Source organism: Thermoleptolyngbya sichuanensis A183 (genome assembly GCF_013177315.1).
GTDB lineage: Bacteria > Cyanobacteriota > Cyanobacteriia > Elainellales > Elainellaceae > Thermoleptolyngbya > Thermoleptolyngbya sichuanensis.
This window is the reverse complement of record NZ_CP053661.1, coordinates 1,743,875-1,767,177: the sequence shown is the minus strand read 5'-3', so window position 1 is coordinate 1,767,177 and position 23,303 is coordinate 1,743,875. Positions and strand designations below refer to the sequence as shown.

Below are 23,303 nucleotides of genomic sequence, written 5' to 3'. Positions count from 1 at the left end.
CATGTGGGACGTTCCGTAGCGCTGATTGAGTATTGTGCAGCGCTCCTGCCTTCTTGCAGCAATTAAACGAGGTGAACAGTGATGGAATATTCCCGCACGGTTCGAGCGGCAGCGGTTCAAATCAGTCCGGTTTTATTCAGTCGGGAAGGCACAACCGAGAAGGTGTTGCAGGCGATCGCCCAGGCCGCTCAGGCGGGGGCCCAACTGGTTGTTTTTCCTGAAACCTTCGTTCCGTATTACCCCTACTTTTCCTTTGTGCAGCCGCCCGTACTGATGGGCAAGGAACACATGCGGCTATACGAAGAGGCAGTCCTCGTGCCCGGCCCAGTCACGGATGCCGTTAGTCGGGCTGCCCGCTCCTACGGCATCGTGGTGGTGCTGGGGGTCAACGAGCGCGACGGCGGTTCGCTGTACAACACACAGTTGGTGTTTGATGCAGACGGAACCTTGCTGCTGAAGCGGCGCAAGATTACGCCGACCTATCACGAGCGGATGGTGTGGGGGCAGGGCGACGGCGCAGGGCTGACCGTGCTAGAGACGGCAGTGGGTCGCCTAGGGGCGCTGGCCTGCTGGGAGCATTACAATCCCCTGGCGCGGTATGCTCTGATGGCGCAGCACGAGCAGATCCACTGTGCCCAGTTTCCCGGCTCGATGGTGGGGCAGCTCTTTGCTGAGCAGATGGAGGTCACGATTCGCCACCATGCGCTGGAGGCGGGCTGCTTTGTGGTGAACGCAACGGGCTGGCTGTCGCCGGAGCAAATCGCCCAAATCACGCCCGACGAAAAGCTGCAAAAGGTGCTGATGGGCGGCTGCTACACGGCAATTATCAGTCCCGAAGGTGTACCGCTGTGCCCGCCAATTACCGAAGGCGAAGGAATGGCGATCGCCGATTTAGACTTCTCCCTCATCACCAAGCGCAAGCGAATGATGGACTCGGTGGGCCATTATGCTCGCCCCGACCTGTTGCGGCTCCATCTCAACGCCAGCGCCTGGTCAGTCATGCAGGATAATCACGGCGCGGCATCGGCGCTGCCCGATCTGCTGTCTGCTGAGGCTGGCTCTTTCACGACGAACCATAGGATTCATGAACAAACAGCAGTTGATTACGGCGCTTCAGTCTCAGGGTCTGAAGCTGGTTGAAGACCGCGTGGGGGCATCGGGGCGCAGGGGCGGCGCGGGCCCGTCGGATCACAAGGCGGTGACGGTGGACGGCACGACCGTAATGGTGCCTGTGTTTACGGACACGGCGGCGCGATCGCCCTTCTCTGTGTCTCTGGACGACCCCGCCGACTTGCCCCTGCTGCGCGTGGATGGCGAGGCGATCGCCCCGCTGCATTTTCCCCAACAGCCCAAGTTTTATGGGCTATCCACCGCCGACGGCATTCCCTACTGGAAAATTGCCTTGCTGCACAGTCACGACGTGTTGGCGACGACGGTGCTGCAAACCTGTCGCCGCTATCGAGACGACTCCACCGTTTGCCAGTTTTGCGCCATTGAAAAGTCGCTAGAGGCTGGCCGCACCATCGCCCGCAAAACGCCCGCCCAGCTTGCTGAAGTGGCCGAAGCGGCCGTGCAGTTGGATAGCGTAAAGCACATGGTGATGACAACGGGAACCCCCAACACGGGCGATCGCGGCGCGGCGTACCTGGCAGAGTGTGCGCGGGCGGTAAAGCAGCGGGTGGATTTGCCGATTCAAGCCCAGTGCGAACCGCCAGACGACTTTGCCTGGTTTGCCAAGCTGCACGCAGCGGGCGTAGACAGCCTGGGAATGCACCTGGAGGCGATTACGCCGGAGGTTCGCGCCCGCATTATGCCCGGAAAAGCAGACGTGCCCGTGGACTATTACTTCCGGGCGTTTGAAGCAGCGATTCAGGTGTTTGGTCGAGGGCAGGTCAGCACCTATCTGCTGGCAGGACTGGGCGACACCGTAGAAGCGTTGGTGCAGGGGTGCGATCGCCTTATTCAGCTTGGCGTATATCCGTTCGTTGTGCCGTTTGTGCCGATTACCGGAACGCCGCTGGCCCAACATCCTGCACCGAGCAGCGAATTCATGATGGCAGTCTATCAGCAGGTCGGCGCACTGCTGCGGCAAGCCGGATTGTCCTCCCGCGACATGAAGGCCGGATGTGGAAAGTGTGGCGCTTGCTCAGCACTGTCCACCTTCGAGTAACCACCTGTTCACCGTCGAGTAACCCCCTTCGAGTAAACAGCACTCACACATCAAACGACGCCCAACATCCAAAACCCAAAACCCAAAATCCAAAACCCAAAATCACATCTCCAGGAACGCAGTATGGACGGTAAGCGATATCACTTTGAACTGGCGCGATCGCCCCAGGAAGTGAACGAATATTTCAACCTGCGCCGCATGATCTTTTGCACAGAGCAGGGCTTGTTTCAAGATAGCGACGTAGATAGTATTGACAATATCGCCTATCCCATCATTGCGATTGAAAATGAAACGGATCAGGTCGTCGGCATTGTCCGCATCTACGAACCCGAACCGGGGCTGTGGTATGGCGGACGACTGGGCACACATCCCGACTATCGGCGCGGCTGGCAGATTGGCAAAGGGCTGATTTACAAAGCTGTCACCACCGCCAACACTTGGGGCTGCCAACGGTTTTTGGCGACGGTGCAACTGCAAAACGTGCGCTTCTTTCAGCGGTTGCACTGGAAAACCCTGGAGGAACTGACCCTGTGCGATCGCCCCCATCATCTCATGGAGGCTGATTTGCACCATTACCCGGCCGGAACCGAGGTGCGGCCTGCAATGCCCTACAATCTCTACAGCACGGTGCAGTACGAGCGGGCGAGCTAGGCGCGTGAGCGAGGCAGGACAGTTCCCAACAGGACAGTTTCAAACGCGAGTGAAAAAGCTGAGAGAATCCCTGGGCATTTTGCACAAGCAAGACATCCAGGCGATCGCCCATTCGTTTCGTCTGGATGCGCCCCATATTCTCCTGGGTGACGACTGCGCCGCCATTCCCGATGGCGACGGCTATCTGCTGCTCGCGGCAGAGGGCATGATGCCGTTTTTCGTGGAAAACGACCCCTGGTTTGCGGGCTGGTCTGCGGTTATGGTAAACGTCAGCGATGTGTACTCAATGGGCGGCCGCCCGATCGCCGTGGTGGACATGCTCTGGAGCCAGTCTGCCGAGCGCAGCCAGCCGCTGATCGACGGCATGAAGGCGGCCGCCGCCGCGTATCAGGTTCCCATCGTCGGCGGGCACACCAACTGCCACAGTGTTTACAACGCGCTAGGCGTGGCGATTTTGGGGCGATCGCACGCCCTGCTAACCAGCTTTTCGGCAACACCGGGCGATCGCCTCTTGATGGTCGTGGATCAGCGCGGCAAAGCCCATCCCCGCCATCCCTTCTGGAACGCCAGCACCGATGCCGACCCCGCCCGCCTCCGCGCCGATCTGGAACTGCTGCCCCAGCTTGCCGAAGCGGGCCTCTGCGACACGGCCAAAGACATCAGCAACGGCGGCGTGATCGGCACTGCGCTAATGCTGCTGGAAACCTCCGGCTGCGGCGCGGCAATCGACCTGGATGCCATTGTGCCGCCGCGTAACATTGCGCTGGACTGGTGGCTGACGTGCTTTCCTAGCTACGGATTCTTACTCAGCGTGCGGCCGGAGCAAGTCGAAACCGTGCAGCGGCAGTTTGGCGATCGCCATCTAGCGTGTCAAATCATTGGCGAAATTCAGCCCATGACGCAACTCGTTCTGCGTTCTCAGGGAGAATCCGTTACTTTCTGGGATTTTGCCCAGCAGCCCCTCACCGGATTCTCGCCTCCATGATTCACCCCGATCGCCCCCTGCGAATTGCCCTGTTCACCTATTCCACTCGCCCCAGAGGCAGCGTTATCCACACGCTGGAACTGGCAGAGGCGCTGCATCAGCAGGGGCATATCGTCTGTGTCTACGCGCTGGATAAAGAGGGTCAAGGGTTTGGTCGAGATCTATCCTGTTCATATCATCTGATTCCTGCTCTGCCTGTGCAAGGAGGCGTGGATTACTTAATTCGCCAGCGCATTCAAGAAGTTGTGATTTTTTTGGACAATGACCCTCTTCAGGATGGTTCGTATGACATCTATCACGCCCAGGACTGCATCACTGCAAATGCGCTCATTCTCCTGCGAGATCAGAGCAAGATTCCCTCCGTCGTGCGAACTGTTCACCATGTCGAGGCATACAACAGTCCATACCTGCGGGAATGTCAGGATCGCTCCATTGACCGTCCTGATCTGTGTCTCTGCGTCAGCCAGCATTGGCAGCAAGCGGTTCAGCAACAGTATCAGATCCGTCCCGATCGCGTGATCAATGGCGTGAAGGGCGATCGCTTTTCTCCCGTTTCCACGGTTCGCCAAGCTCAGATCCAGCAAACCTTTGGGCTATACGGCTCCCCCATCTACCTAACCGTCGGCGGCATCGAACCCCGCAAGAATTCTATTCTCTTACTCAAGGCCTTTGCTCAGGTTTTATCTGATCAGCCCCAAGCGCAACTCGTGATTGCGGGCGGTGCGACACTGTTTGACTATCAGTCCTATCGAGATGAGTTCTTTGCGCGGGTGCAGGCGTTGGAAATCGAAATTGGGCGATCGCTCGTCTTGCCCGGTGTGGTTTCAGATGCAGACCTACCCGCCCTCTACCGCAGCGCCAATGCGTTTGTGTTTCCTTCCACCAAAGAAGGTTGGGGTTTAGTCGTGCTGGAGGCGATCGCCGCTGGGCTGCCCGTCCTCACGGCAAACCGTCCGCCCTTTACCGAATTTCTCACCACCGGACAGGCGGTGCTGGTTGACCCAGAGGATGTGGGGGCGATCGCCCAGGGGATGCTAGAACTCAGCCAACCCGCCGTTGCTCAGCGCCTCGTCCAGGCCAGTCAGCCCATTCTCCAGCACTATACCTGGGAGCGCTCTGCTCACCTACATGTGGCGGCTTATCGCAAGCTGCTCCGGGCAAAGCCATAAGCTGGCAAAGCCATAAGCTGACAAAGCCATAAGCTGGACAAAGCCATAACCTCAGGATCGCCGTTTTCGGGAACGAGTCGTACGTTGTTTCGATTTCTTAGATTTCGGTGTCTTGGGCAAAAACGCCCGCCAGCCCTGCGTCTTGAACCGCTTGCTGCTGGACACGAAATAGTCGGCGGCGTAGTGGCTCAGCGCTCCCAACTCCAGCCCGCCGCAAAACGTCAGCCAGGCCCAGGCGTGTGTTTGGAGCGATCGCCCCATCACGCCACCAATGTCGCCCCACGTCCAGCCAAGCTGCCAGATTTGATTCAGCAGCGCTAGTCCGAAAAAGCTGGCCGCTCCTACCCATGCCAGTAGATACAGAATCCGCACTACGGTTCCAGTGATGGGCGCGTGCGAGAGGGGCGAGCGATGCTTTAGGCTGCCCCGGTAGGGAATCCAAATCCACCGAAACCAGCCCCACCGCTTGAACTGTACCGAGTGAATATCCAAATCGGGCCCAAACAGCAGCCCGCCTGCCAAAAAACCCGCACACAAAATCAGCGTCAGGCTGCTGCTGCGCGTCAGCCCCAGCGCCAGCCCGCCCACCACAGGCAGGGTCCAGAGGGTAATGCGATCGTGTGTACGGCCCGACGGCATGGCGCTTGCCAGAATTGCAGAACAGAAATACTGTTATGAATCCTAGCAGGTGTTGCGAATTCTGCTATAATCAACTCTTGGGGTCGATGAAGCAATGCTAGGTTGCAATGCTTTCGTCGGGCGGTTAGCTCAGTTGGTAGAGCGCCTGCCTTACAAGCAGGATGTCACTGGTTCGAGTCCAGTACCGCCCATACTGGTTTTAGTGCTTGAATTGGTTTTAGTGCTTGCTGGTTTTGGTTCTTGCTATGGATTGGCTGCTGCACCTAGACCAAACACTTCATCAGCCGTCGTATAGCCGACAATAATACAGTAATCATCAGAATTGGCGCAGTTTCGCCTGCGGCCCGATAGCCCTGACAAAGCGCCAGACCGCTGATAAGAGGAAGCATCCAGTCTAAAACCAGCCTTCTCAAACACCAGCCATTGCGACGTTTCTCCACTTCTGACAGCATCCACAGCATGGCAAGACGGAGTGAAAACTAGCTTGGCTGGGGAAGGCTATTCAGATTTTGACGAAACGACAGCATCCACAGCATGGCAAGACGGAGTGAGAACCGTTTACAAGGAATTAGCTAATGACCACCTCTGTGCTGAGTCGCCCCTACAGCACCAAAGATAAGCTGCAAGCCAAAACCCTAAGTATCCAAAAAACCTTAAGTATCCAAAAAACCTAAATATCCAGGTCGGTCAGGTTGAGCTTCGGGCCGTAGGTTTCAATGAACTCGCGACGAGGGGCCACGCGATCGCCCATTAGCACGGTAAAGATGCGGTCGGCTTCGGCAGCATCTTCAATTTCTACGCGCTTGAGCGTCCGGCTGTCGGGGTTCATGGTGGTGTCCCAAAGCTGCTGCGGCATCATTTCGCCCAGACCTTTGAAGCGCTGAGTTTCCACTTTGGCGTTTTCGGGGAAGCTGGCGATGAGCTGATCCCGTTCGCGATCGCTGTAGCAGTAGTAGTGGTTGCGGCCGCGCTCGATCTTGTAGAGCGGCGGGCAGGCGATGTAGACATAGCCCTGATCCACCATCGACCGCTGATAGCGATAGAAAAACGTGAGCAGCAGGGTGCGGATGTGTGCGCCGTCCACATCTGCGTCCGTCATGATGATGATGCGGTGATAGCGCAGTTGCGATGCGTCAAACTCTTCGCCCTTGATGCCTAGACCCAGCGCCGTGATCAGCGCCTGAATCTCCGTGTTTTTGTAAATCTTGGCATCGTCTGTTTTTTCAATGTTGAGGATCTTGCCCCGCAGCGGCAGGATGGCCTGAAAGCGGCGATCGCGCCCTTGCTTGGCTGAGCCGCCCGCCGAGTCGCCTTCCACAATGAAAATTTCTGACTCGCCCGGGTCGCGAGAGCTACAGTCTGCTAACTTACCCGGCAAGGTAGAAGATTCCAGCACCGACTTGCGGCGCACTAGTTCCCGTGCCCGCCGCGCTGCCTCTGCCGCGTTGAAGGCCTGGATTGCTTTTTCGAGAATCGCGTCGGCTACGTTGGGGCGAAAGTCGAGGTATTCGCTCAGGGCCTCGCCCACCAGCGTATCCACAATGCCGCGCACTTCGGTATTGCCCAGCTTGGTTTTTGTCTGTCCTTCAAACTCAGGGTCAGGCACTTTGACGGAGATCACGGCCGTCAAGCCCTCGCGGACATTTTCACCCGCCAGATTAGAGTCGGATTCTTTCAGCTTGTTGCGCTTGCGGGCGATCGCATTCATCGTCCGTGTTAGCACTGCCTTTAGCCCCTCTAGGTGTGTCCCGCCGTCTACCGTGCGGATATTGTTAGCAAAGCCTAGCAGGTTATCGGAATACGCATCCACGCACCATTGCAGCGCCACCTCCACTTCTACGTTGTTGCGCTCACCCTGCACGTAGATAATCTCTTCGTGGAGCGGCTGCTTTTCGTGGTTCATATACTCCACGTATTCCCGAATACCGCCCGCATAGTGGTAGGTTTCGACTCGCGGCTCGTCGCTTTTCAGCAATTCTAGGCGATTGTCGGTGAAGGTAATTTCTACGCCCGCATTCAGATACGCCAGCTCCCGCAGACGACCTGCCAGCGTGTTGTAGTCAAACTCGATGCCCGTGGTAAAGATTGCAATATCGGGCATAAAGGTGACAGACGTGCCCGTGCGGTTCTCTTTATAGGGCTGAATGTCCATCTCGCCTTTGGTGAGACCCCGCTCAAAGCGCATCTTATGCACTTTCTTGTCGCGCCAGACCGTGACCTCCACCCATTCCGACAGCGCATTGACCACCGAAATGCCCACGCCGTGCAGACCACCCGACACTTTATAGCCGCCCTGACCAAACTTGCCGCCCGCGTGCAGAATCGTCAGCACCGTCTCCAGGGCCGATTTGCCCGTGCGCGGGTGAATGCCTGTAGGAATGCCCCGACCGTCGTCAGTTACCGTGACTGATCCATCTGCGTTGAGGGTGACCTGGATATGTTTGCAATAGCCAGCTAGCGCTTCGTCTACCGAGTTGTCAACCACCTCGTAGACCAGGTGATGCAGCCCTCGCGGCCCTGTGCTGCCAATATACATCCCCGGACGCTTGCGAACGGCTTCCAAGCCCTCCAGGACTTGAATTTGTTCGGCATCGTAGTTGGTCGTCATGGATGAAGCGCTCCAAACGTTAACTTAATAGAGAAACCTAGAAAGAATTTCTAGAGAGAATTTATAGATTGAGTAGGTGCGGACTAAACCGAGCGGGCTTCCTGATGGTTTCCTGATGGCTGCCTAATGGTTTACTGATGATCTGTGGATTGGGTGGGTGTGCTGCTTTTGGTGAACGAGTCTAAGACGCGCTGGACTAAAATAGGGATTGCCTGTCTGTGGCGATCGCCCAATAAATTGACTTAAAAGCTCAACCAGATACGGAAACACCAAATCTATCCAAAATTATAGCACAAAAGGCTTAGATGCGCTTCTAGGGGCGACAGGAGCAAGATTTGACTTGGCAATCCAGATTTCCTTTTTGAGGCTTCTTCGAGGCTTCTTTGGGTGTTCTTAGTGTTGTCTGCGATTTGTCTGAATTGAACAGTGCTTCAGACCCCTGTGGCTGAGATGGCTGAGGGGCGATCGCCCTAGTCGCCATTACACCATCGAAATCACTCTCCAAATCTAGCCAGAAGGTTCACCATCATTCATTTCCAGCCTGCTGCATTGCCAACTTCCCACCTTGCATTATAATACTCCTGTACTAAACCCATCTTTCCCCATTTTAATCGTAATCTGTGGGCCCACAGCCACCGGAAAGTCGGGTCTGGCACTAAATCTAGCGCCTCGGCTCAACGGCGCGATTCTCAACGCCGACTCCCGCCAAGTGTATCGCGAATTTGATATCGGCACTGCAAAACCTTCTTCTCAAGAACAGCAGCAAGTTCCGCACTATTTATTAGATATTTGTGACCCCACGCAAACGCTCACGGTCGCCGAGTATCAGCAGCAAGCCACCGAGTTGATTGAAGCCTGCCATCGCGGGCAAGAAACCATCAGCGTGTCAGAGATTCAGAGCGCTGGAGAACCTGCCCCCACCGCCTCAACCCCCTTCCTGGTGGGCGGCACGGGCCTCTACATCCGCGCCATCACACGGGGACTCCGCATTCCCCAGGTGGCTCCCCAGCCAGATTTGCGATCGCAGTTAACCGATCTGGGGCAGCCCTTCTGCTACGACCTGCTGAAGCAGGTAGACCCAGCATCTGCCCATAAGATTCACCCCCATGATCAGGTACGGACGCTGCGATCGCTCGAAGTGTTTTATGTCACGGGTCGCCCCATGTCGGCGCAGCAGGGCGAACAGCCGCCCGCCTACCCCATTTTACAAATCGGGCTGGACTGTCTGGCTCCCGCAGCCAAGGGCGATCCCGACCCGCTGATGCAGCGCATCCAAAAACGTACCGTGCAGATGGTGAACCAGGGCTTTGTAGACGAAGTGGCGGGTCTAGTGGCGAAATACGGCGCGGAGTTGCCGCTGCTGGATACGCTGGGCTATCGGGAAATGCGGCAATATTTGGCGGGTGAGGTGTCGCTGGCGGAGGCGATCGCCCTCACCGCCCTGCACACGCGCCAGTTTGCCAAACGCCAGCGCACCTGGTTTCGCGCTGATCCGTCCATCCACTGGTTCGACACCGAAGATCCAGAACTGATCGAGCGCGTCTGGGCCCAGATTCAGCAGTTTATAGCAACGCTCCCCGCCCAAGCCTGAGATTCATGCTTCTGAGCGAAACTAGGCAACAATGTCTGGAAGCCCCGCAGACGCTAGATTCGCACCCCAAAATCGCAAATCCAAAATCTAAAATTCAAAGTCTAAAATCGACTAATCCCAACTTTCGACCTGCGCTGCAAGCTCTGTGAATCCTTTGCAATATTCAGCAACGCTGCAAAGCGGCTGTGCTAGGTTGGGAGCGTTCTTGGGCGGGAGGCTTGCCCCATGGCCACCGACTATCTGCTGTTTGTGCATGGCGTGAACGTTCGCCCCCAGCGGGCCGATGCAGACAGCGCCAACTACGCGGAACCCCTGATTCACCAGATCACCCGGCTCAACCAGGCGGCTGCCAGTCCCCTCACGCTCAAAATGCAGGAGTTGCAATGGTATAGCCTGATGAAGCAGGCGGAGGCCGAGCTAAAAGACCTGTTTGCGCGATCGCCCGACTGGTCGAAATTCTGGTTCCGAGACTTCCGCGAAACGCGGATTATTCCCTTCATGGGCGACGCGGCCCTCTACATCAGCCGCTACATCGGCTCAGAAGTGGCCAAGCTGCTGCTGGCCCAATCGCTGCAATTTCTGGCCAATCGACAGACGGGCGATCGCCTCCACCTCGTCACCCACAGTTGGGGCACGGTCATCCTGTTCGACATTCTCTTCGCCGGCCGCTGGGATGACCCCAAAATCCCTGGCTACCAAGACGTACAAACCATTCGCAGTGCGCTCTTTGGCGTAGAACCCAACCTGGCCGACGGCATTCCCATCGCCAGCATCCACACGATGGGTTCCCCCATTGCCCTGGCCAACCTGATCAACCTCAAGCGCGAGGAGATGGCCCCTGCAACGCTCACGATTCAGGAAACGCGAACCGTATTTACCCACGACATCACGCTAGGACTGGAGAAGTTTCTGGCTGCGCTCTATCAGCAGCGCCAGCGTCCCCTCCCCTGGAAAAACTACGCCCACCCTGGCGACCCGATTGCCTATCCGCTGGCTACCGTGATCCCGCAACTGCTCGCACCCCAGGGGGCAAAAGCAGACTACTTGAACATTCAAGATGTGCTAACCAGCGGCGGCGGCCCAATGGAGTGGGTCGCCAGTCCTTTCAAAAGCACCTTCCTCTCCCTGGCAAACGGCGGCAGCGCCCACGGCAGCTATTGGAACAGCAAGCAGGTCGCCCAGACGATTTTGGCAACCGTGAGAGTGGGGGGCTGATGACGTGTTGCGATGCGGGGCGGGTTGCGGTTCCTGCATGACTCTGTGACCTCACATCCCAATTCCCTGAGCCACCGTCTGCAAATTACGCAATACTGGAGAGAAATCTTAGAACACTCTAGAACAACTAGAAAAGTAGGACACGATGGAGCTGCGAGGGATTAATACGTCACTGCTGGAATGGTCAGGCGATCTGCTGGTGGTGGGTCTGTTTGAAGACGGCATAGACCTGGGCGGCGACCTGGCAGCGCTGGACGAAAAACTGGCGGGTACGCTGCAAGAACTCATTGCCGAGGTCGAGTTTAAGGGCAAGCCAGAGAGCAGCGCGGCAGCCCGCGTCGGGTCAAACAGTCCGGTGCGAAAAGTTGGCGTGGTGGGGCTGGGCAAGGCCGAGACTCTGACGCTGGACGGGCTGCGGCGGGCGGCGGCGGCGGTAGCGCGGCTAGCCAAGCGCGAAAAGGCAAAGACGCTGGGCCTGAGTCTGCCGCTGTGGAATCAGGATGCCCGCGCAACGGCACAGGCGATCGCCGAAGGAATTGAACTCACCCTGCATCAGGATAGCCGCTTCAAATCGGGCGAGGATGACAAAAAAGCGCCCCCGCTAGAGCGAGTAGACCTGCTGGGGCTAGAAGGGCAGGACGCTGCGCTGACCCGGGCCCGCCAGATTTCACTGGGCGTAATCCTGGCGCGGGAACTGGTGAGCGCTCCGGCCAATATCGTCACGCCGATTACGATGGCGGAAACGGCAGAGGCGATCGCCCGCGAATATGGGCTGGAGATCGAAATTCTGGAGCAGGCCGAATGCGAAAAACTGGGCATGGGCGCGTTTTTGGGCGTGGCCAAAGCGTCTGATCTGCCGCCCAAGTTTATCCACATGACCTACCGGCCCGCAGGCACGCCCCGCAAGAAGCTGGCCATCGTTGGCAAAGGACTCACCTTTGACAGCGGCGGGCTAAACATCAAGGGCGCAGGCAGCGGCATCGAAATGATGAAGACCGATATGGGTGGCGCGGCGGCTACCTTTGGCGCGGCCAAGGCAATCGCCCAGATTCAGCCGGATGTGGAAGTCCACTTTATCAGCGCGGTGACAGAAAACATGATCAGCGGCCACGCGATGCACCCCGGCGATATCCTCACCGCCTCCAATGGCAAGACGATTGAAATCAACAACACCGATGCCGAAGGACGGCTGACGCTGGCGGATGCGCTGGTGTTTGCCGAAAAGCTGGGCGTGGATGCGATCGTCGATCTGGCGACGCTGACAGGCGCGTGTATTGTGGCGCTGGGCGAAGACATGGCCGGCCTGTGGAGTCCTAGTGACGAACTGGCGGCATCCATCCTGGCGGCGGCAGAACCCGCAGGCGAAAAGTTCTGGCGGATGCCGCTGGAGGAAAAATACTTCGACGGCATGAAGTCGGTGGTGGCCGACATGAAAAACACGGGCCCACGCGCAGGCGGCGCGATCACGGCGGCGCTCTTCCTGAAGCAGTTTGTGAAAGATACGCCCTGGGCGCATCTGGACGTGGCCGGCCCCGTGTGGATCGACAAAGACAGTGGCTATAACAATGCGGGCGGCACAGGCTTCGCAGTGCGGACGCTGGTGAACTGGGTGCTGAGCTAAGCCACGGGAGTCCTTCTGCCCAATCGCCATGCTGGAACTGCACTGCCACACCACCTATTCCGACGGAACGCTGACCCCAGCGGAACTGGTGCAGGCAGCCGTGACAGCGGGCGTGCGGGCGCTGGCAATTACCGACCACGACACGCTGGCGGGCTGGCAGGAGGCGATCGCCGCTGCCCGCCAGTGGGCTTTAGACCATGCTTTAGACCATTCTCTCGAAATCGTCCCTGGCGTAGAACTGAGTACCGTTTGGGGCGATCGCTCTTTGCACCTGCTGGGCTTTTATCCCAACCCTGCCCAGCTTGCGCCCGTGCTGCAAGACCACATCGCCGGCCGCAAACGCCGCGCCCAGCAAATCCTCGACAAGCTAGCGGCCTTGGGCTGTTCGGTTGAAATGCCGAAGCTGGGTGTGGGCATGGCTCCCGGTCGGCCCCACATCGCCAAAGCGCTGGTGGATGCAGGCTATGTACAAACAGCACACGAAGCCTTTGAGCGGTTTCTGGGGGACGACGGCCCTGCCTATGTGCAATACGAAAAGTTTTTGGCGACGGACGGCGTGCGTCTGCTGCGCGAGTGCGGCGCAGTGCCCGTGTGGGCGCATCCTTATCTGTTTCGTGGGGGGCCGCTAGAAGAGACGCTGACGGCGCTGCTGGATGCAGGACTCATGGGTCTGGAGGTGTATCACCCGTCCCATACGCCTGGTCAAATTGAGCGACTGGCAGCCCTGTGCGATCGCCATTCGCTGCTGAAAACGGGCGGCAGCGACTATCACGGCCCCGGCGAGGCTGCCGACCAGCCCTATGCCCTCAACCGCTTCAACCTGCCGCTGTGCCTGCTGTTGCCGCTGCAACGCGCTGCCCAAGCCCTCGTTCCACAGACCTGCGAGTTTGGGGCAAGCTCCGGGTCAATAGGAAAATAGTCACGCCCAGACTGGGTTTCCGGGTCTTCCTATATCTCTAGAGGTAGATTGCCCAGGTGTGATGAGGCAGTTAATACTATGGTAAGGGCCAGGTTTACAAAGCGTAACGATTGCCGGAAGGCGATCGCCCGCACCCCATGCCCTCTTGATGCGCCGGGTTTGCACGGCTCAGGCTTTTTCTGCAAGCCGCCCGTGATTCGCCAACTTCACGCCCCATTCGCGCCCCATTCGCGCCCCGCGCTGGTCTTCCGCCAACCCTGACTCGTCGCTGACTTCCGTAGCAGTCTCCAGCCGGAATTCTGCGCCAAGGTTTCGCGCCTGGCCGCCCCTGTTTGGCAAAGCGCCTCCCTCAAGCCTTTCAAGTCTTTCAAGTCTCTAGAAGATTCAGATTCGCTGTCGGCCTCCAGCTACTTTGCCTCAAGTCCTGTCCTCAAGCTTGATTGTCCCCAAACTTGATATTTATGCTGCGCTCTCTCTCGTCTCTCTGGAATTGTCAGCCTGTGGAGGGCGGTCGTCCGCCTCGCGGTTCAAACCTTGCCCTGTTTCTCGCCTGTTCTCTGGTGGGGCTAGTGGCGATCGCCGGATGCCGCATTCCCTCGGAAACGGCGCAGGCGCAGCAGGCCCAGCCAGGGCAGGCAGGCGGCCCCGGCGGCGGGCGACCGGGCGGCGGGCCGGGTGGCCCAGGGCAAGGCGGCCCGGCTTCGGTGGAAACGGCGATCGCCCGCTCTGGGGCCTTGCAGGAAGCGCCTACCTACACCGGCACGACGCAACCCGTGCGGCAGGCATCGCTGCGATCGCAGGCAGAGGGGCGGCTCCTGGAGTTGGGCGTAGATGTGGGCGACTCGGTGCGAGAGGGCGAAGTAGTGGGACGGCTGGATAGTCGGCTGCTGTCTGCCGCCGTCAGCCAAAATCGGGCAGAACTGGCCGCCCTGGAATCGCAGGTGGCCCAGGCTCAGGCAGAAGTGAGCGATGCCCGCGCCCAGGCGGCCCAGTCCGAAGTCGAGCTTCAGCAGGCCCGGATGGACAGCGATCGCCTGCAAAAGCTCGCCGCTGAGGGAGCCGTTTCCCAGCAGCAGGCAGACCAGGCAAAAACCGCTGCTCTTTCGGCGGAACAGGTGTTTCGCTCTGCCCAAGAGCGCATCCGCACCCGCGAGCAGGCAGTCGTGGCAGCCCAGCGCCGCGTCCAGGCGCAGCAGGCCACCGTCGCCGAAACCCGCGAACGCCAGACCTTCAGCCTGCTGACCGCGCCCCTCACGGGCATTGTCTTGGAGCGGCTAACGGAGCCGGGCAACCTGGTGCAACCGGGCAACGAAGTGCTGAGGGTCGGCGACTTCAGCGCCCTAAAGGTGGCCGTGCAAGTATCGGAGCTTGACCTGGGGCAACTCCGGGTCGGCCAGGCTGTTGAAGTCCGACTGGATGCCTTTCCCGATGAACCCTTTGCAGGCCGCGTCAGCCGCATTTCTCCCGCCGCCGACCCTGCCTCTCGTCTGGTGCCCGTGGAGGTGGTGATTCCCAACTCCGGCAGCCGCCGACTGGGGAGCGGACTGCTGGCACGAGTGCAATTTCAGGCGGGGCAAGCCGGCCGCGTGGTGATTCCCGAAGAGGCGCTGGAAGCAGGCGGCGAGGGCAACGACTCGGTGCTGTTTGTGGTGGAAGGCGATGGTGCAGAAGCCAGAGCCGTCGCTCGCCCCGTGCAGGTGGGCGATCGCGCTAACGGTCGCATCGAAATCCTCTCCGGCCTCCAGCCCGGTGAATCCTTTGTCCTCCGCAGCAGCCGCCCCCTAGAAGACGGACAGCCCGTGCGGTTAAGCATCCTCTCAGAACGCTAGACGGGCCGAGGTCGCGTCAAGATAGAAGCCCCGAAGCCACTGAAAAGCCACTGAAAAGCCACCGAGAAGCCACTGAAAAGCCACTGGGAAGCTACTCAACTGGCAATCCAAAATCCAAAATCAACCAAGCCCCCCTCCCCCTGCGACCCCGTCCCTCTCTCCCCCTCCTCACCCATGACCTCCCTCAGCACCCTCTCCATCCGCCGCCACATCGGCACGCTCATGCTTACCCTGACGGCTATCGTCTTGGGAGTTTTCTTCCTGGTGCGGCTGCCGGTGGATTTGCTACCGTCGATTACCTATCCGCGCATTGGGGTGCGGGTGGATGCGCCGGGGGTTGCGCCAGAGGTGGCGGTAGACGAGATTACGCGGCCGCTGGAGCAGGCATTTTCGGCGACCGATGGTGTGCAGCAGATCTATTCTCAGACGCGGGAGGGACAGGTCAGCGTAGACCTCTACTTTCGTCCTGGGGGCAATATCGATCGCGCCTTAAACGACGCAACGGCTTCCTTCAACCGCGCCCGCAGCCGATTGCCCAACACGATTCAAGAGCCGCGAATTTTTAAGTTTGACCCGTCCCAGCTTCCGGTGTATGAGTTTGCGCTGACATCCGATTCGCTCCAGTCGGTTGATCTGCGCGTGTTTGCCGACGAAGAACTGGCGCGGGAACTGTCGGTGGTGCCGGGGGTGGCCAGTGTGGATGTGTTGGGCGGCGTGCGCGAAGAGGTGCAGGTCAATGTAGACATCAATCGTCTGCAAGCGCTAGGCGTGGGCTTGACCGATCTGCTCAACGCGCTGCGGGGGCGCAATCAGGACATATCGGGTGGCCGCTTGCGAGGCGGGGAAGCGGAAGTGCTGATCCGCACCGTCGGACGGTTCCAGTCGGCAGAGGAACTGCGGAACCTGTCGCTGCCTGTAAACGGGGTCAGCAGCGCGTCTGGCGGCGAGGCATCGACCAGCAGTTTTCCGGAAGCGCGGCGCGTCTACCTGCGAGATGTGGCGCAGGTGGTGGATGGCACTGAGGAACAGCGGATTTTTGTGACGCTGAACGGTGATCCAGCGGTCAAGGTCAGCATTCAAAAGCAGCCCGATGCCAATACGGTGTCGGTGGTAGAAGGCGTAAAGCAGCGGCTAGCAGAACTGGAGCAAGCGGGACTCTTCCCAACGGGCATGGCGGTTCGCACCACGCTGGACGAGTCGCGGTTTATTCGCAACTCGATTTCCAACGTGGCCATGTCGGGACTGATTGGGGCGCTGCTGGCGGCGATCGCCGTTCTTCTGTTTCTAGGCTCACTCCGCCAAACCCTGATCATCGTATTCGCCATTCCTCTGGCCACGCTAATTGCGATTTTGCTCATGGGCACTTTCGGGCTGACGCTAAACGTGTTTAGCCTAGGCGGTCTGGCGCTGGGCGTGGGCATTGTGGTGGACAACTCCATCGTGATGCTGGAGAGCATCGTGCAGGGCGTAGAGGCCGCCAAGCGTCGCCGCGCCGTAAACAGCATTGAGACTGCTGAATACTCCACGACCGAGGATGGGGAAATACCGGATGAATCGAACAGCGGCGGGCATGATTACGGTTACGGCAATGGACATGGCAACGGTCACGGTTCCAGCAATGGACATGGCAATGGCAACGGGAATGGAAGCGGAAATAGCGATGCCAACGGGAATGGGAATGGGAATGGGAATGGCAACGGGATTTATGACAGCCGTAGAAACGACTATGCCCCCAGCAGCGATGTTGAAAATGTGACCCGTGGACGCACAGGCAAACGGGTCAGCGCGACGGCGTTTCTCCTGCGGCAAGCGGAATTAGCCAGCCAGCAGCTAGAGTCGGCGCTGGTCGCGTCTACGACCACCAACTTAGTGTCTGTATTGCCCTTTTTGCTGATTGGCGGTTTCTTTTCGCTGCTGTTTAGCCAGTTGATTCTCACCATTAGCTTTGCGGTGGCGGCTTCGCTGATCGTGGCGCTGACGGTGGTGCCCATGCTGACCTCGCGGCTGCTGGCGGTTCGCTGGTCGAGTCGGGTGGGCGATTCGGCTCCGCTACGGGCGTTTCGAGCGCGACTGGCCGACGCGACCCATACCTATGTGCGGGGGCTATCGTGGGTGCTGCGGCATCGGCTGGTGGTGATTGGGCTGGCGATCGCCCTGTTTGGCGGCACGAGCTTCTGGATGGCGGGTCAGTTGCCACAGGAGATTCTGCCCCGCATTAACACGGGCCAGGCCCGGCTCAACGCCCAGTTTGCCCCCGGCACAACCCTGGAAGACAATCGCCGGGTGATGGCAGCAGCGGATCAAATTTTGTTGCAACAGCCCGAAGTGGAGTATCTCTTTTCCACCGCAGGCGGGTCGCTGTTTGGCACAAATACCAACGCCAATCCCCTGCGCGGCTCCAGCACCATTACCCTAAAGCCAGGAACCAATGTGGCTGAGTTTACTGAGCGGATGACCGCCGAACTGAATCGGCTGAACTTGGTGGGAACGCGCCTGCGGCTGAGTCCAGAATCGGTGCGCGGGCTGATTGTGAATAACTCGCCTGTGCGCGGGGCCGATGTGGATATCCTGCTCCAGGGGAGCGATACCCGTGCCCTACAGCAGGCGGGGCGCGAAGTGCTGGCGGCGCTCGATTCGCAGGCCAGGCAGGCCCGCTATCGCCCTGATGCGGATCAGGCGCAGCCCGAAATCCAGGTGCGCCCAGACTGGGAGCGGGCTTCGCAGTTGGGACTTTCCACCGAAGACATTGGTGACACGATTCAGACCGCCATTACCGGATCGGTTCCGACCCAACTTCAGCGGGGCGATCGCCTAGTGGATATCCGCGTGCAGCTTGCCGACAATGCCATCCAGCGCCCGACCCAGCTTGCCCAACTGCCCGTCTTTACGAGCGGTAGACAGCTTGTGCGGTTGGCCGACGTGGCACGGATCGAGGCTGGCGAAGCGCCCGGAGAAATTCAGCGCATTAACCAGCGGCAAATTGTTCAAATCGTAGGCAACCTGGTGGATGGCGCAAACCTCAGCGATGCGATCGCCGAATCGGACGCGATCTTGGCGGGATTGACGCTGCCCGAAGGCGTGAGCCGCCTGCCCAGCGCCAGTGCCCAAAGCGCCCAGGAAGTGCGTTCATCCCTGATTCTGCTGGGGGGGCTGGCTGCCTTTCTGGTGTTTGTGGTGATGGCGGTGCAATACAACTCGCTGGTCGATCCGCTGGTGATCATGCTGACAGTTCCCCTGGCGCTGGCAGGGGGCATTTTCGGCCTGTTCCTGACCCAAACGGCGATCGGCGCGACGGTGATTGTGGGCGCGGTGCTGCTGGTGGGCATTGTGGTCAACAACGCCATCATTTTGGTAGAACTGGCGAATCAAATCCGCGAAGAGCAAGGGTTGGATCACCGCAGTGCCATGCTGCAAGCCGCACCGCAGCGCCTCCAGCCCATCCTGATGACCACCATTACCACCGTGCTGGGGATGTTTCCGCTGGCGCTGGGTATTGGCGAAGGGTCAGAATTCCTGCGGCCGCTGGGCATTGTCGTGTTTTCTGGTCTGTCGCTGGCGACGCTGCTGACGCTGTTTATCATCCCTAGCTTCTACACGCTGCTGCATGAAGTGCCCTGGGCCAAAGGCGCAACGCTGGGCGCAAAGCGGCTGCGGCAACTCAGCGGATCGACTCGCAAGCAGCCGTTGACCAAGTAGGCAGGGACGCTAGCCCAGCCCCTGGTCTGCCAGGGTTGCAACGATCCGTAATTTTCCGTAATTTTCAGCTTGCGACGACCTGACCCGATCCGAGCTACAATTTCGGGACGAATTCGGGTTGTCTGGAGGATCAGTCCAGGCAGCAGATGTTTGCCATGCGAAGGGCGATCGCCCTGTAGCTTGGCCGTATCTGTGGGGAAAGTCCGGTGTAAATCCGGCGCTGTGCCGCAGCTGTGAATGAGCGGTTCGACGAGGGTCTGAGGGCCCATCACAGAACCCGCCTCAAAGTCAGAATGCCCGCCCGATGCTGCCCATTGCAATGCCCGCGATGCACGGGTCGAGGTAAAGATGCAACATTTAGAACGGCCGCAGCCTCCGAAGGCGGAGGTTCACGGGCCTGCGCTTCGTTTGGCGATCGCCCCGCCGCCGACTCCCCTTCCGGCCATGGATTGCGTCGGTACGGTGCTGTCGTCGATCGCCCTTACGCCAACGATTCAGGCCATTCGCCTCCATCTGGATCAGCCAGCCTTCCGGTTTTTGCCGGGGCAGTCGGTCTGGCCCCGATTTCAGCGAGACGGCAAGCAGTTCACCAAGATTTACTCCATCGCGTCGTCGCCCTCGCGCTGCCCAGAGGTGGAATTGTGCGTGTCGCGGGTGGGCTGGAGTTCCGCCTATTTACAAGATTTACCCATCGGTGGGGCGATCGCCCTGCGCGGCCCCTACGGCTTGATGACGCTGGCGCACCTTCCCGACCGACCGCGCCTCTACATTGCTGAAGGCTCTGGGATTGCCCCCCTAAAAAGTCAGATTGACTGGCTCTATGAGCAGGGCTTTGACCAACCTGTGTGGCTGGTGCAGGCAAATCCAGAAACGCCAGACTATTTGCCCTACCAGGCCGATTGGCGATCGCTCTCGCAGCGGTGGCCGACATTTGGCTATTTACCCACCCGTCCAGACCAGATTCGCCAAACCTTGAGCCAGATGCACCTTGACTGGCGAGGCGTGGATGTGGAAATTTGCGCGGTGGGCGATCGCCCGGCCCAGCTTCAGGACATGGCGGTGCTGCTGGGGGCTAAACTAGACCAGGTACGCTCAGAATCGTTTTACGCCTTTTAGAACGCCTTTTAACCGCCCTTCTTAGCCGCCTGCGTTTTCCCATGACGACTCCGCCCGGTGACCCCCCTGCATCAAACGCCTCGCTGCCCAACGCCATCGAACCCAGCCCAACGGTTGCATCTCCAAAGCCATCCGAAGCGCCTGCGGGCGATCGCTCAGACTTGGAAACTCAGCGCAGCGCCAGCTTTTGGAAGACCCAGCGAGAAAATGGGCTGGTTTTGGCGATCGCCCTTGCTCTGGCGCTAGTCATTCGGCTATTTGTGGCAGAACCGAGGTATATCCCGTCTGATTCGATGGTGCCGACGCTGCAAGTGGGCGATCGCCTAGTGGTCGAAAAAGTATCCTATCGGCTGCATCCTCCGGCGCAGGGCGACATCGTGGTCTTCGACCCGCCGACCCAGCTTCAGCAGTTGGGCTACACGACCGATCAGGCGTTCATCAAGCGGGTGATTGGTCAACCCGGACAAACGGTGCAGGTTCACTTGGGCAAAGTCTGGATCGACGGAAAACCCCTGACGGAACCCTATATTGCCGAACCACCAGGCTATGAAATGCGTGCCGTAACGGTGCCGCCGGGCCACGTCTTTGTCATGGGCGACAACCGCAACAACAGCAACGACTCCCACGTTTGGGGCTTTTTGCCCGTTGAAAACATCATCGGTCGAGCCATCTTTCGCTTCTATCCGATCGCTCGCTTTGGCAGGATAGAAGCGCCCGATCCCAGCGTGTCTGTCCTCCATCCAGCAGCACTCAGCAAATAGGGAAGCGCCCCGTCATCGGCAGCACTTCCCACCTTTGCTCAGCAAGCCTTTGGGCTGAATTTAGATCACGCCAACGCCCTTGCTGCGATTGTCACCATCTTCGGTTAACTTGCTGTCTTCATCGGTATCGTTGATTTCGGCGAGTTCGGCGGCGCGGGCGGCTTCCTCTGCCTCTTCCTTCGCCTTCAGGTCACCCGGCACCTCGTAATACATTTCGGGTTCAACGGCGAAATTATTCACCAGGCCCTCGTTGTCTACTGTATAGCCCGCAGCCGTGTCGATGTCGCCTTCAGCAGTCGGGGGTTGCTTGTAGTTCTCGCCTTCTCGCTCTTTGCGGGCGGCAGTTTCAGCGGGGATAATCCCGCGATCATAGGTGTCCCGTTCGACTCGTTCGTTCGTTGACATGGAATTGTCCTCCAATAGATTTGCAAGCAGTCTTGAGGGAAGGGTTTCGAGGGCGATCGCCCTATTTTCAAAACCCCAGCAAGAACCTCAAAGAAGACTCAAAGAAAACGCAAAGAAACCCAAAAACTTCAAATCAAAGCCCAGTCTTTAGCCCAGTTTTTGCTAATTGCCTCAATCAATTTCCTGAGTCCACACCTGACTTAAACGTGTGGATTCGGATCGACTTCGGGCACAATATCAGGACGTTCCTTATCTTCCCAGCCCGTCGGACGGCGAGAGTTGTACCAAGCAATCGACCCCAAACCTGCCGCAGCCAAAAAGCCAATCACAAATACCGCAGCTAGAGACGCGCCCGCACCTTCCTGGGCAGCAGAAACTGCAGGTTCCACTAAAAACAAAGCATTAAAACTCAGCACGTTTAGCACCTCAACTCAGAGATCATCAGCGCGAGATTGAGATACATTGGCGACCCAAACATTGCCCTTTTAACTATTAATTTGGGGCAGCGTGATAACCTTTAATCGCTGTTTCAATCTTGCTGTATCACAGCATAAATCGATGAGCTGTTATCGGTATCTCCCACAGGGAGTGTTGGGCGATCGCCCCTAGTGATAGGTTTGAGACGGGCTTTTCTATCTACAGGAATATAAAGCCCCCATTTCTGAGGGTGGGTGTATAGCCTCCCGTGCGATCGCCATAGGTAGCGACATCCAGGCATCTTGACTGCGGCAATTCCCAAGCTTCTCGCGCTATTCTGGCCTCATCTCGATTTAAGAGAAAACGGATGCAGTTGAAGAGTTTTTGGCGGGCTGCGTCTGCAAAGCGCGATTCAACCCCATTCTCATTGCAGGCGGGTAAGCTCCGTTGGAGATGGATAAGACACTAAGGTAAGTTATAGAGATAGGCTATAGAAATATGGATAAGATTCGGCGGGTGCTGCTGGTCGGCGGCACACATGGCAACGAGTTGACGGGAATTTACCTGATCCGGAGATTTCAACACGCTCCCCAACTGATCTCGCGCCCCAGTTTTGAGACGATTACGCTGCTGAGCAATCTGGAGGCGATCGCCGCTGGAGTGCGCTATGTCGATCAGGATATGAACCGATGCTGCGATCGCGCCCATCTGGAACTACCAGAACCCGTCGATTATGAAGTCCGTCGGGCGCAGGAGATCAACCGTCGCTTTGGGCCCTCCGGCTCCACACCCGCCGATGTCATTCTCGATATCCACAGCACCACGTCGAACATGGGGATGACACTGATCCTGGATGATCATCACCCGTTCAAGCTGCGACTGGCAGCAGCCCTCAGCGCCCAACAGCCCGACCTGCGGATTTACAGTTCGGTCAACTCAGGACGACAGCAAGACGCGCTGCGATCGCTCGGTCGGTTTGGTATTTGCCTGGAGGTTGGCCCGGTAGCTCAGGGCGTGCTACAGGCAGACCTGTTTCAGCGCACCGAGGCGCTGGTTCAACAAATCCTGGATGTGCTAAACCAACAAAATCGAGACGAGCCACTGCCCACGGTGCAGCCCGTGACCACCCAACCCGTCACCACCCAACCCGTCACCACCCAACCCGTCACCACCCAACCCGTCACCATGCAGCCGCTAACGGTTTATCAATATTTGGGCACGATGCCCTATCCCAGAGATACCGAAGGACAGATCACTGCGATGATTCATCCCCACCTCCAAGGGCGGGATTATGAAAGCCTGAACCCAGGGGACCCCATATTTCTCTCACTAACTGGAGAAACGCTGCTCTACACGGGCGAAACGGTCGTATTTCCCGTGTTCATCAATGAGGCCGCCTACTATGAAAAAGACATTGCGATGGTGCTGACGCAGCGGCACGATCTTCAGGTGGATTTTGCAGAAACCCTGTAGATAGACCCTGTAGATAGAACCAAATAAACCCTGTAGAT

General features: G+C 58.5%; 19 protein-coding genes and 1 tRNA gene. 15 read left to right on the top strand and 5 right to left on the bottom strand.

Annotated elements, in window-relative coordinates; translation table 11 throughout:
• Nucleotides 1-81 precede the first annotated feature (81 nt).
• The 5 genes from HPC62_RS07500 (at nucleotide 82) to HPC62_RS07480 (ending at nucleotide 4,975) form a co-directional block, all read left to right on the top strand.
• On the top strand, nucleotides 82-1,140 hold the full coding sequence (locus HPC62_RS07500) for a Nit6803 family nitrilase (protein ID WP_172354490.1): 1,059 nt from the start codon (nucleotides 82-84) through the stop codon (nucleotides 1,138-1,140).
• Nucleotides 1,085-2,170, top strand: a complete 1,086-nt coding sequence (locus HPC62_RS07495; RefSeq protein WP_172354488.1) for an MSMEG_0568 family radical SAM protein — start codon at nucleotides 1,085-1,087, stop codon at nucleotides 2,168-2,170. Before HPC62_RS07500 ends, HPC62_RS07495 begins: the two co-directional genes overlap by 56 nt.
• A gap of 123 nt (nucleotides 2,171-2,293) precedes the next feature.
• Entirely contained in the window at nucleotides 2,294-2,821 is a 528-nt protein-coding gene (locus tag HPC62_RS07490; protein WP_172354486.1) for an MSMEG_0567/Sll0786 family nitrogen starvation N-acetyltransferase, read from the top strand.
• 4 nt (nucleotides 2,822-2,825) lie between these two features.
• Nucleotides 2,826-3,806, top strand: coding sequence for a sll0787 family AIR synthase-like protein (locus HPC62_RS07485; protein ID WP_225906649.1), 981 nt, complete (start codon nucleotides 2,826-2,828; stop codon nucleotides 3,804-3,806).
• The gene (locus HPC62_RS07480; protein WP_172354484.1) at nucleotides 3,803-4,975 is read left to right on the top strand and encodes an MSMEG_0565 family glycosyltransferase; all 1,173 of its coding nucleotides are present in this window, start codon (nucleotides 3,803-3,805) and stop codon (nucleotides 4,973-4,975) included. Before HPC62_RS07485 ends, HPC62_RS07480 begins: the two co-directional genes overlap by 4 nt.
• Nucleotides 4,976-5,026: 51 nt before the next feature.
• Here HPC62_RS07480 and HPC62_RS07475 read toward each other — a convergent pair whose 3' ends face one another.
• A complete protein-coding gene (locus HPC62_RS07475) occupies nucleotides 5,027-5,614 on the bottom strand; it encodes a metal-binding protein (protein WP_172354482.1) in 588 nt (195 codons plus the stop codon).
• A gap of 118 nt (nucleotides 5,615-5,732) precedes the next feature.
• On the opposite strand from HPC62_RS07475, the gene HPC62_RS07470 reads away from it, so the two are divergent.
• Nucleotides 5,733-5,805: transfer RNA gene (locus HPC62_RS07470), tRNA-Val, on the top strand.
• A 479-nt stretch (nucleotides 5,806-6,284) separates the two neighbouring features.
• On the opposite strand, the gene gyrB is transcribed toward HPC62_RS07470, so the two are convergent.
• On the bottom strand, nucleotides 6,285-8,222 hold the full coding sequence (gene gyrB / locus HPC62_RS07465; protein WP_172354480.1) for a DNA topoisomerase (ATP-hydrolyzing) subunit B: 1,938 nt from the start codon (nucleotides 8,220-8,222) through the stop codon (nucleotides 6,285-6,287).
• Between the two features lie 565 nt (nucleotides 8,223-8,787).
• On the opposite strand from gyrB, the gene miaA reads away from it, so the two are divergent.
• The 4 genes from miaA (at nucleotide 8,788) to HPC62_RS07445 (ending at nucleotide 13,568) form a co-directional block, all read left to right on the top strand.
• A complete protein-coding gene (gene miaA / locus HPC62_RS07460) occupies nucleotides 8,788-9,813 on the top strand; it encodes a tRNA (adenosine(37)-N6)-dimethylallyltransferase MiaA (RefSeq protein WP_172354479.1) in 1,026 nt (341 codons plus the stop codon).
• Nucleotides 9,814-10,038: 225 nt separating this feature from the next.
• Nucleotides 10,039-11,028 (top strand): hypothetical protein, encoded by a 990-nt coding sequence (locus tag HPC62_RS07455; RefSeq protein WP_172354478.1) that lies wholly within the window; start codon nucleotides 10,039-10,041, stop codon nucleotides 11,026-11,028.
• Nucleotides 11,029-11,173: 145 nt separating this feature from the next.
• Nucleotides 11,174-12,649, top strand: a complete 1,476-nt coding sequence (locus HPC62_RS07450; protein WP_172354477.1) for a leucyl aminopeptidase — start codon at nucleotides 11,174-11,176, stop codon at nucleotides 12,647-12,649.
• 28 nt (nucleotides 12,650-12,677) lie between these two features.
• Nucleotides 12,678-13,568, top strand: coding sequence for a PHP domain-containing protein (locus tag HPC62_RS07445; protein ID WP_172354476.1), 891 nt, complete (start codon nucleotides 12,678-12,680; stop codon nucleotides 13,566-13,568).
• Nucleotides 13,569-13,736: 168 nt separating this feature from the next.
• Here HPC62_RS07445 and HPC62_RS07440 read toward each other — a convergent pair whose 3' ends face one another.
• Entirely contained in the window at nucleotides 13,737-13,907 is a 171-nt protein-coding gene (locus HPC62_RS07440) for a hypothetical protein (protein WP_172354475.1), read from the bottom strand.
• 122 nt (nucleotides 13,908-14,029) lie between these two features.
• On the opposite strand from HPC62_RS07440, the gene HPC62_RS07435 reads away from it, so the two are divergent.
• The 4 genes from HPC62_RS07435 (at nucleotide 14,030) to lepB (ending at nucleotide 20,970) form a co-directional block, all read left to right on the top strand.
• Nucleotides 14,030-15,397 (top strand): efflux RND transporter periplasmic adaptor subunit, encoded by a 1,368-nt coding sequence (locus HPC62_RS07435; protein ID WP_172354474.1) that lies wholly within the window; start codon nucleotides 14,030-14,032, stop codon nucleotides 15,395-15,397.
• A gap of 174 nt (nucleotides 15,398-15,571) precedes the next feature.
• Nucleotides 15,572-19,093: an efflux RND transporter permease subunit gene (locus HPC62_RS07430; protein ID WP_172354473.1), complete on the top strand. Its 3,522-nt coding sequence runs from the start codon at nucleotides 15,572-15,574 to the stop codon at nucleotides 19,091-19,093.
• Nucleotides 19,094-19,441: 348 nt separating this feature from the next.
• Nucleotides 19,442-20,209 carry an FAD-binding oxidoreductase gene (locus HPC62_RS07425; protein WP_172354472.1) on the top strand — a complete coding sequence of 256 codons (768 nt, stop codon included), beginning with the start codon at nucleotides 19,442-19,444 and terminating at the stop codon, nucleotides 20,207-20,209.
• A 41-nt stretch (nucleotides 20,210-20,250) separates the two neighbouring features.
• Nucleotides 20,251-20,970: a signal peptidase I gene (lepB, locus tag HPC62_RS07420; RefSeq protein ID WP_172354470.1), complete on the top strand. Its 720-nt coding sequence runs from the start codon at nucleotides 20,251-20,253 to the stop codon at nucleotides 20,968-20,970.
• 60 nt (nucleotides 20,971-21,030) lie between these two features.
• Here the strand turns inward: lepB and HPC62_RS07415 are convergent, their stop codons facing one another.
• Together HPC62_RS07415 and psb35 are read right to left on the bottom strand one after the other, a co-directional pair.
• Complete coding sequence (locus HPC62_RS07415) at nucleotides 21,031-21,375, bottom strand: hypothetical protein (RefSeq protein ID WP_172354468.1); 345 nt, start codon at nucleotides 21,373-21,375, stop codon at nucleotides 21,031-21,033.
• Nucleotides 21,376-21,575: 200 nt separating this feature from the next.
• A complete protein-coding gene (psb35, locus tag HPC62_RS07410) occupies nucleotides 21,576-21,764 on the bottom strand; it encodes a photosystem II assembly protein Psb35 (RefSeq protein WP_172354466.1) in 189 nt (62 codons plus the stop codon).
• Nucleotides 21,765-22,290: 526 nt separating this feature from the next.
• Here psb35 and HPC62_RS07405 point away from each other — a divergent pair.
• A complete protein-coding gene (locus HPC62_RS07405) occupies nucleotides 22,291-23,265 on the top strand; it encodes an aspartoacylase (RefSeq protein WP_172354464.1) in 975 nt (324 codons plus the stop codon).
• The last annotated feature ends 38 nt before the right edge of the window (nucleotides 23,266-23,303 follow it).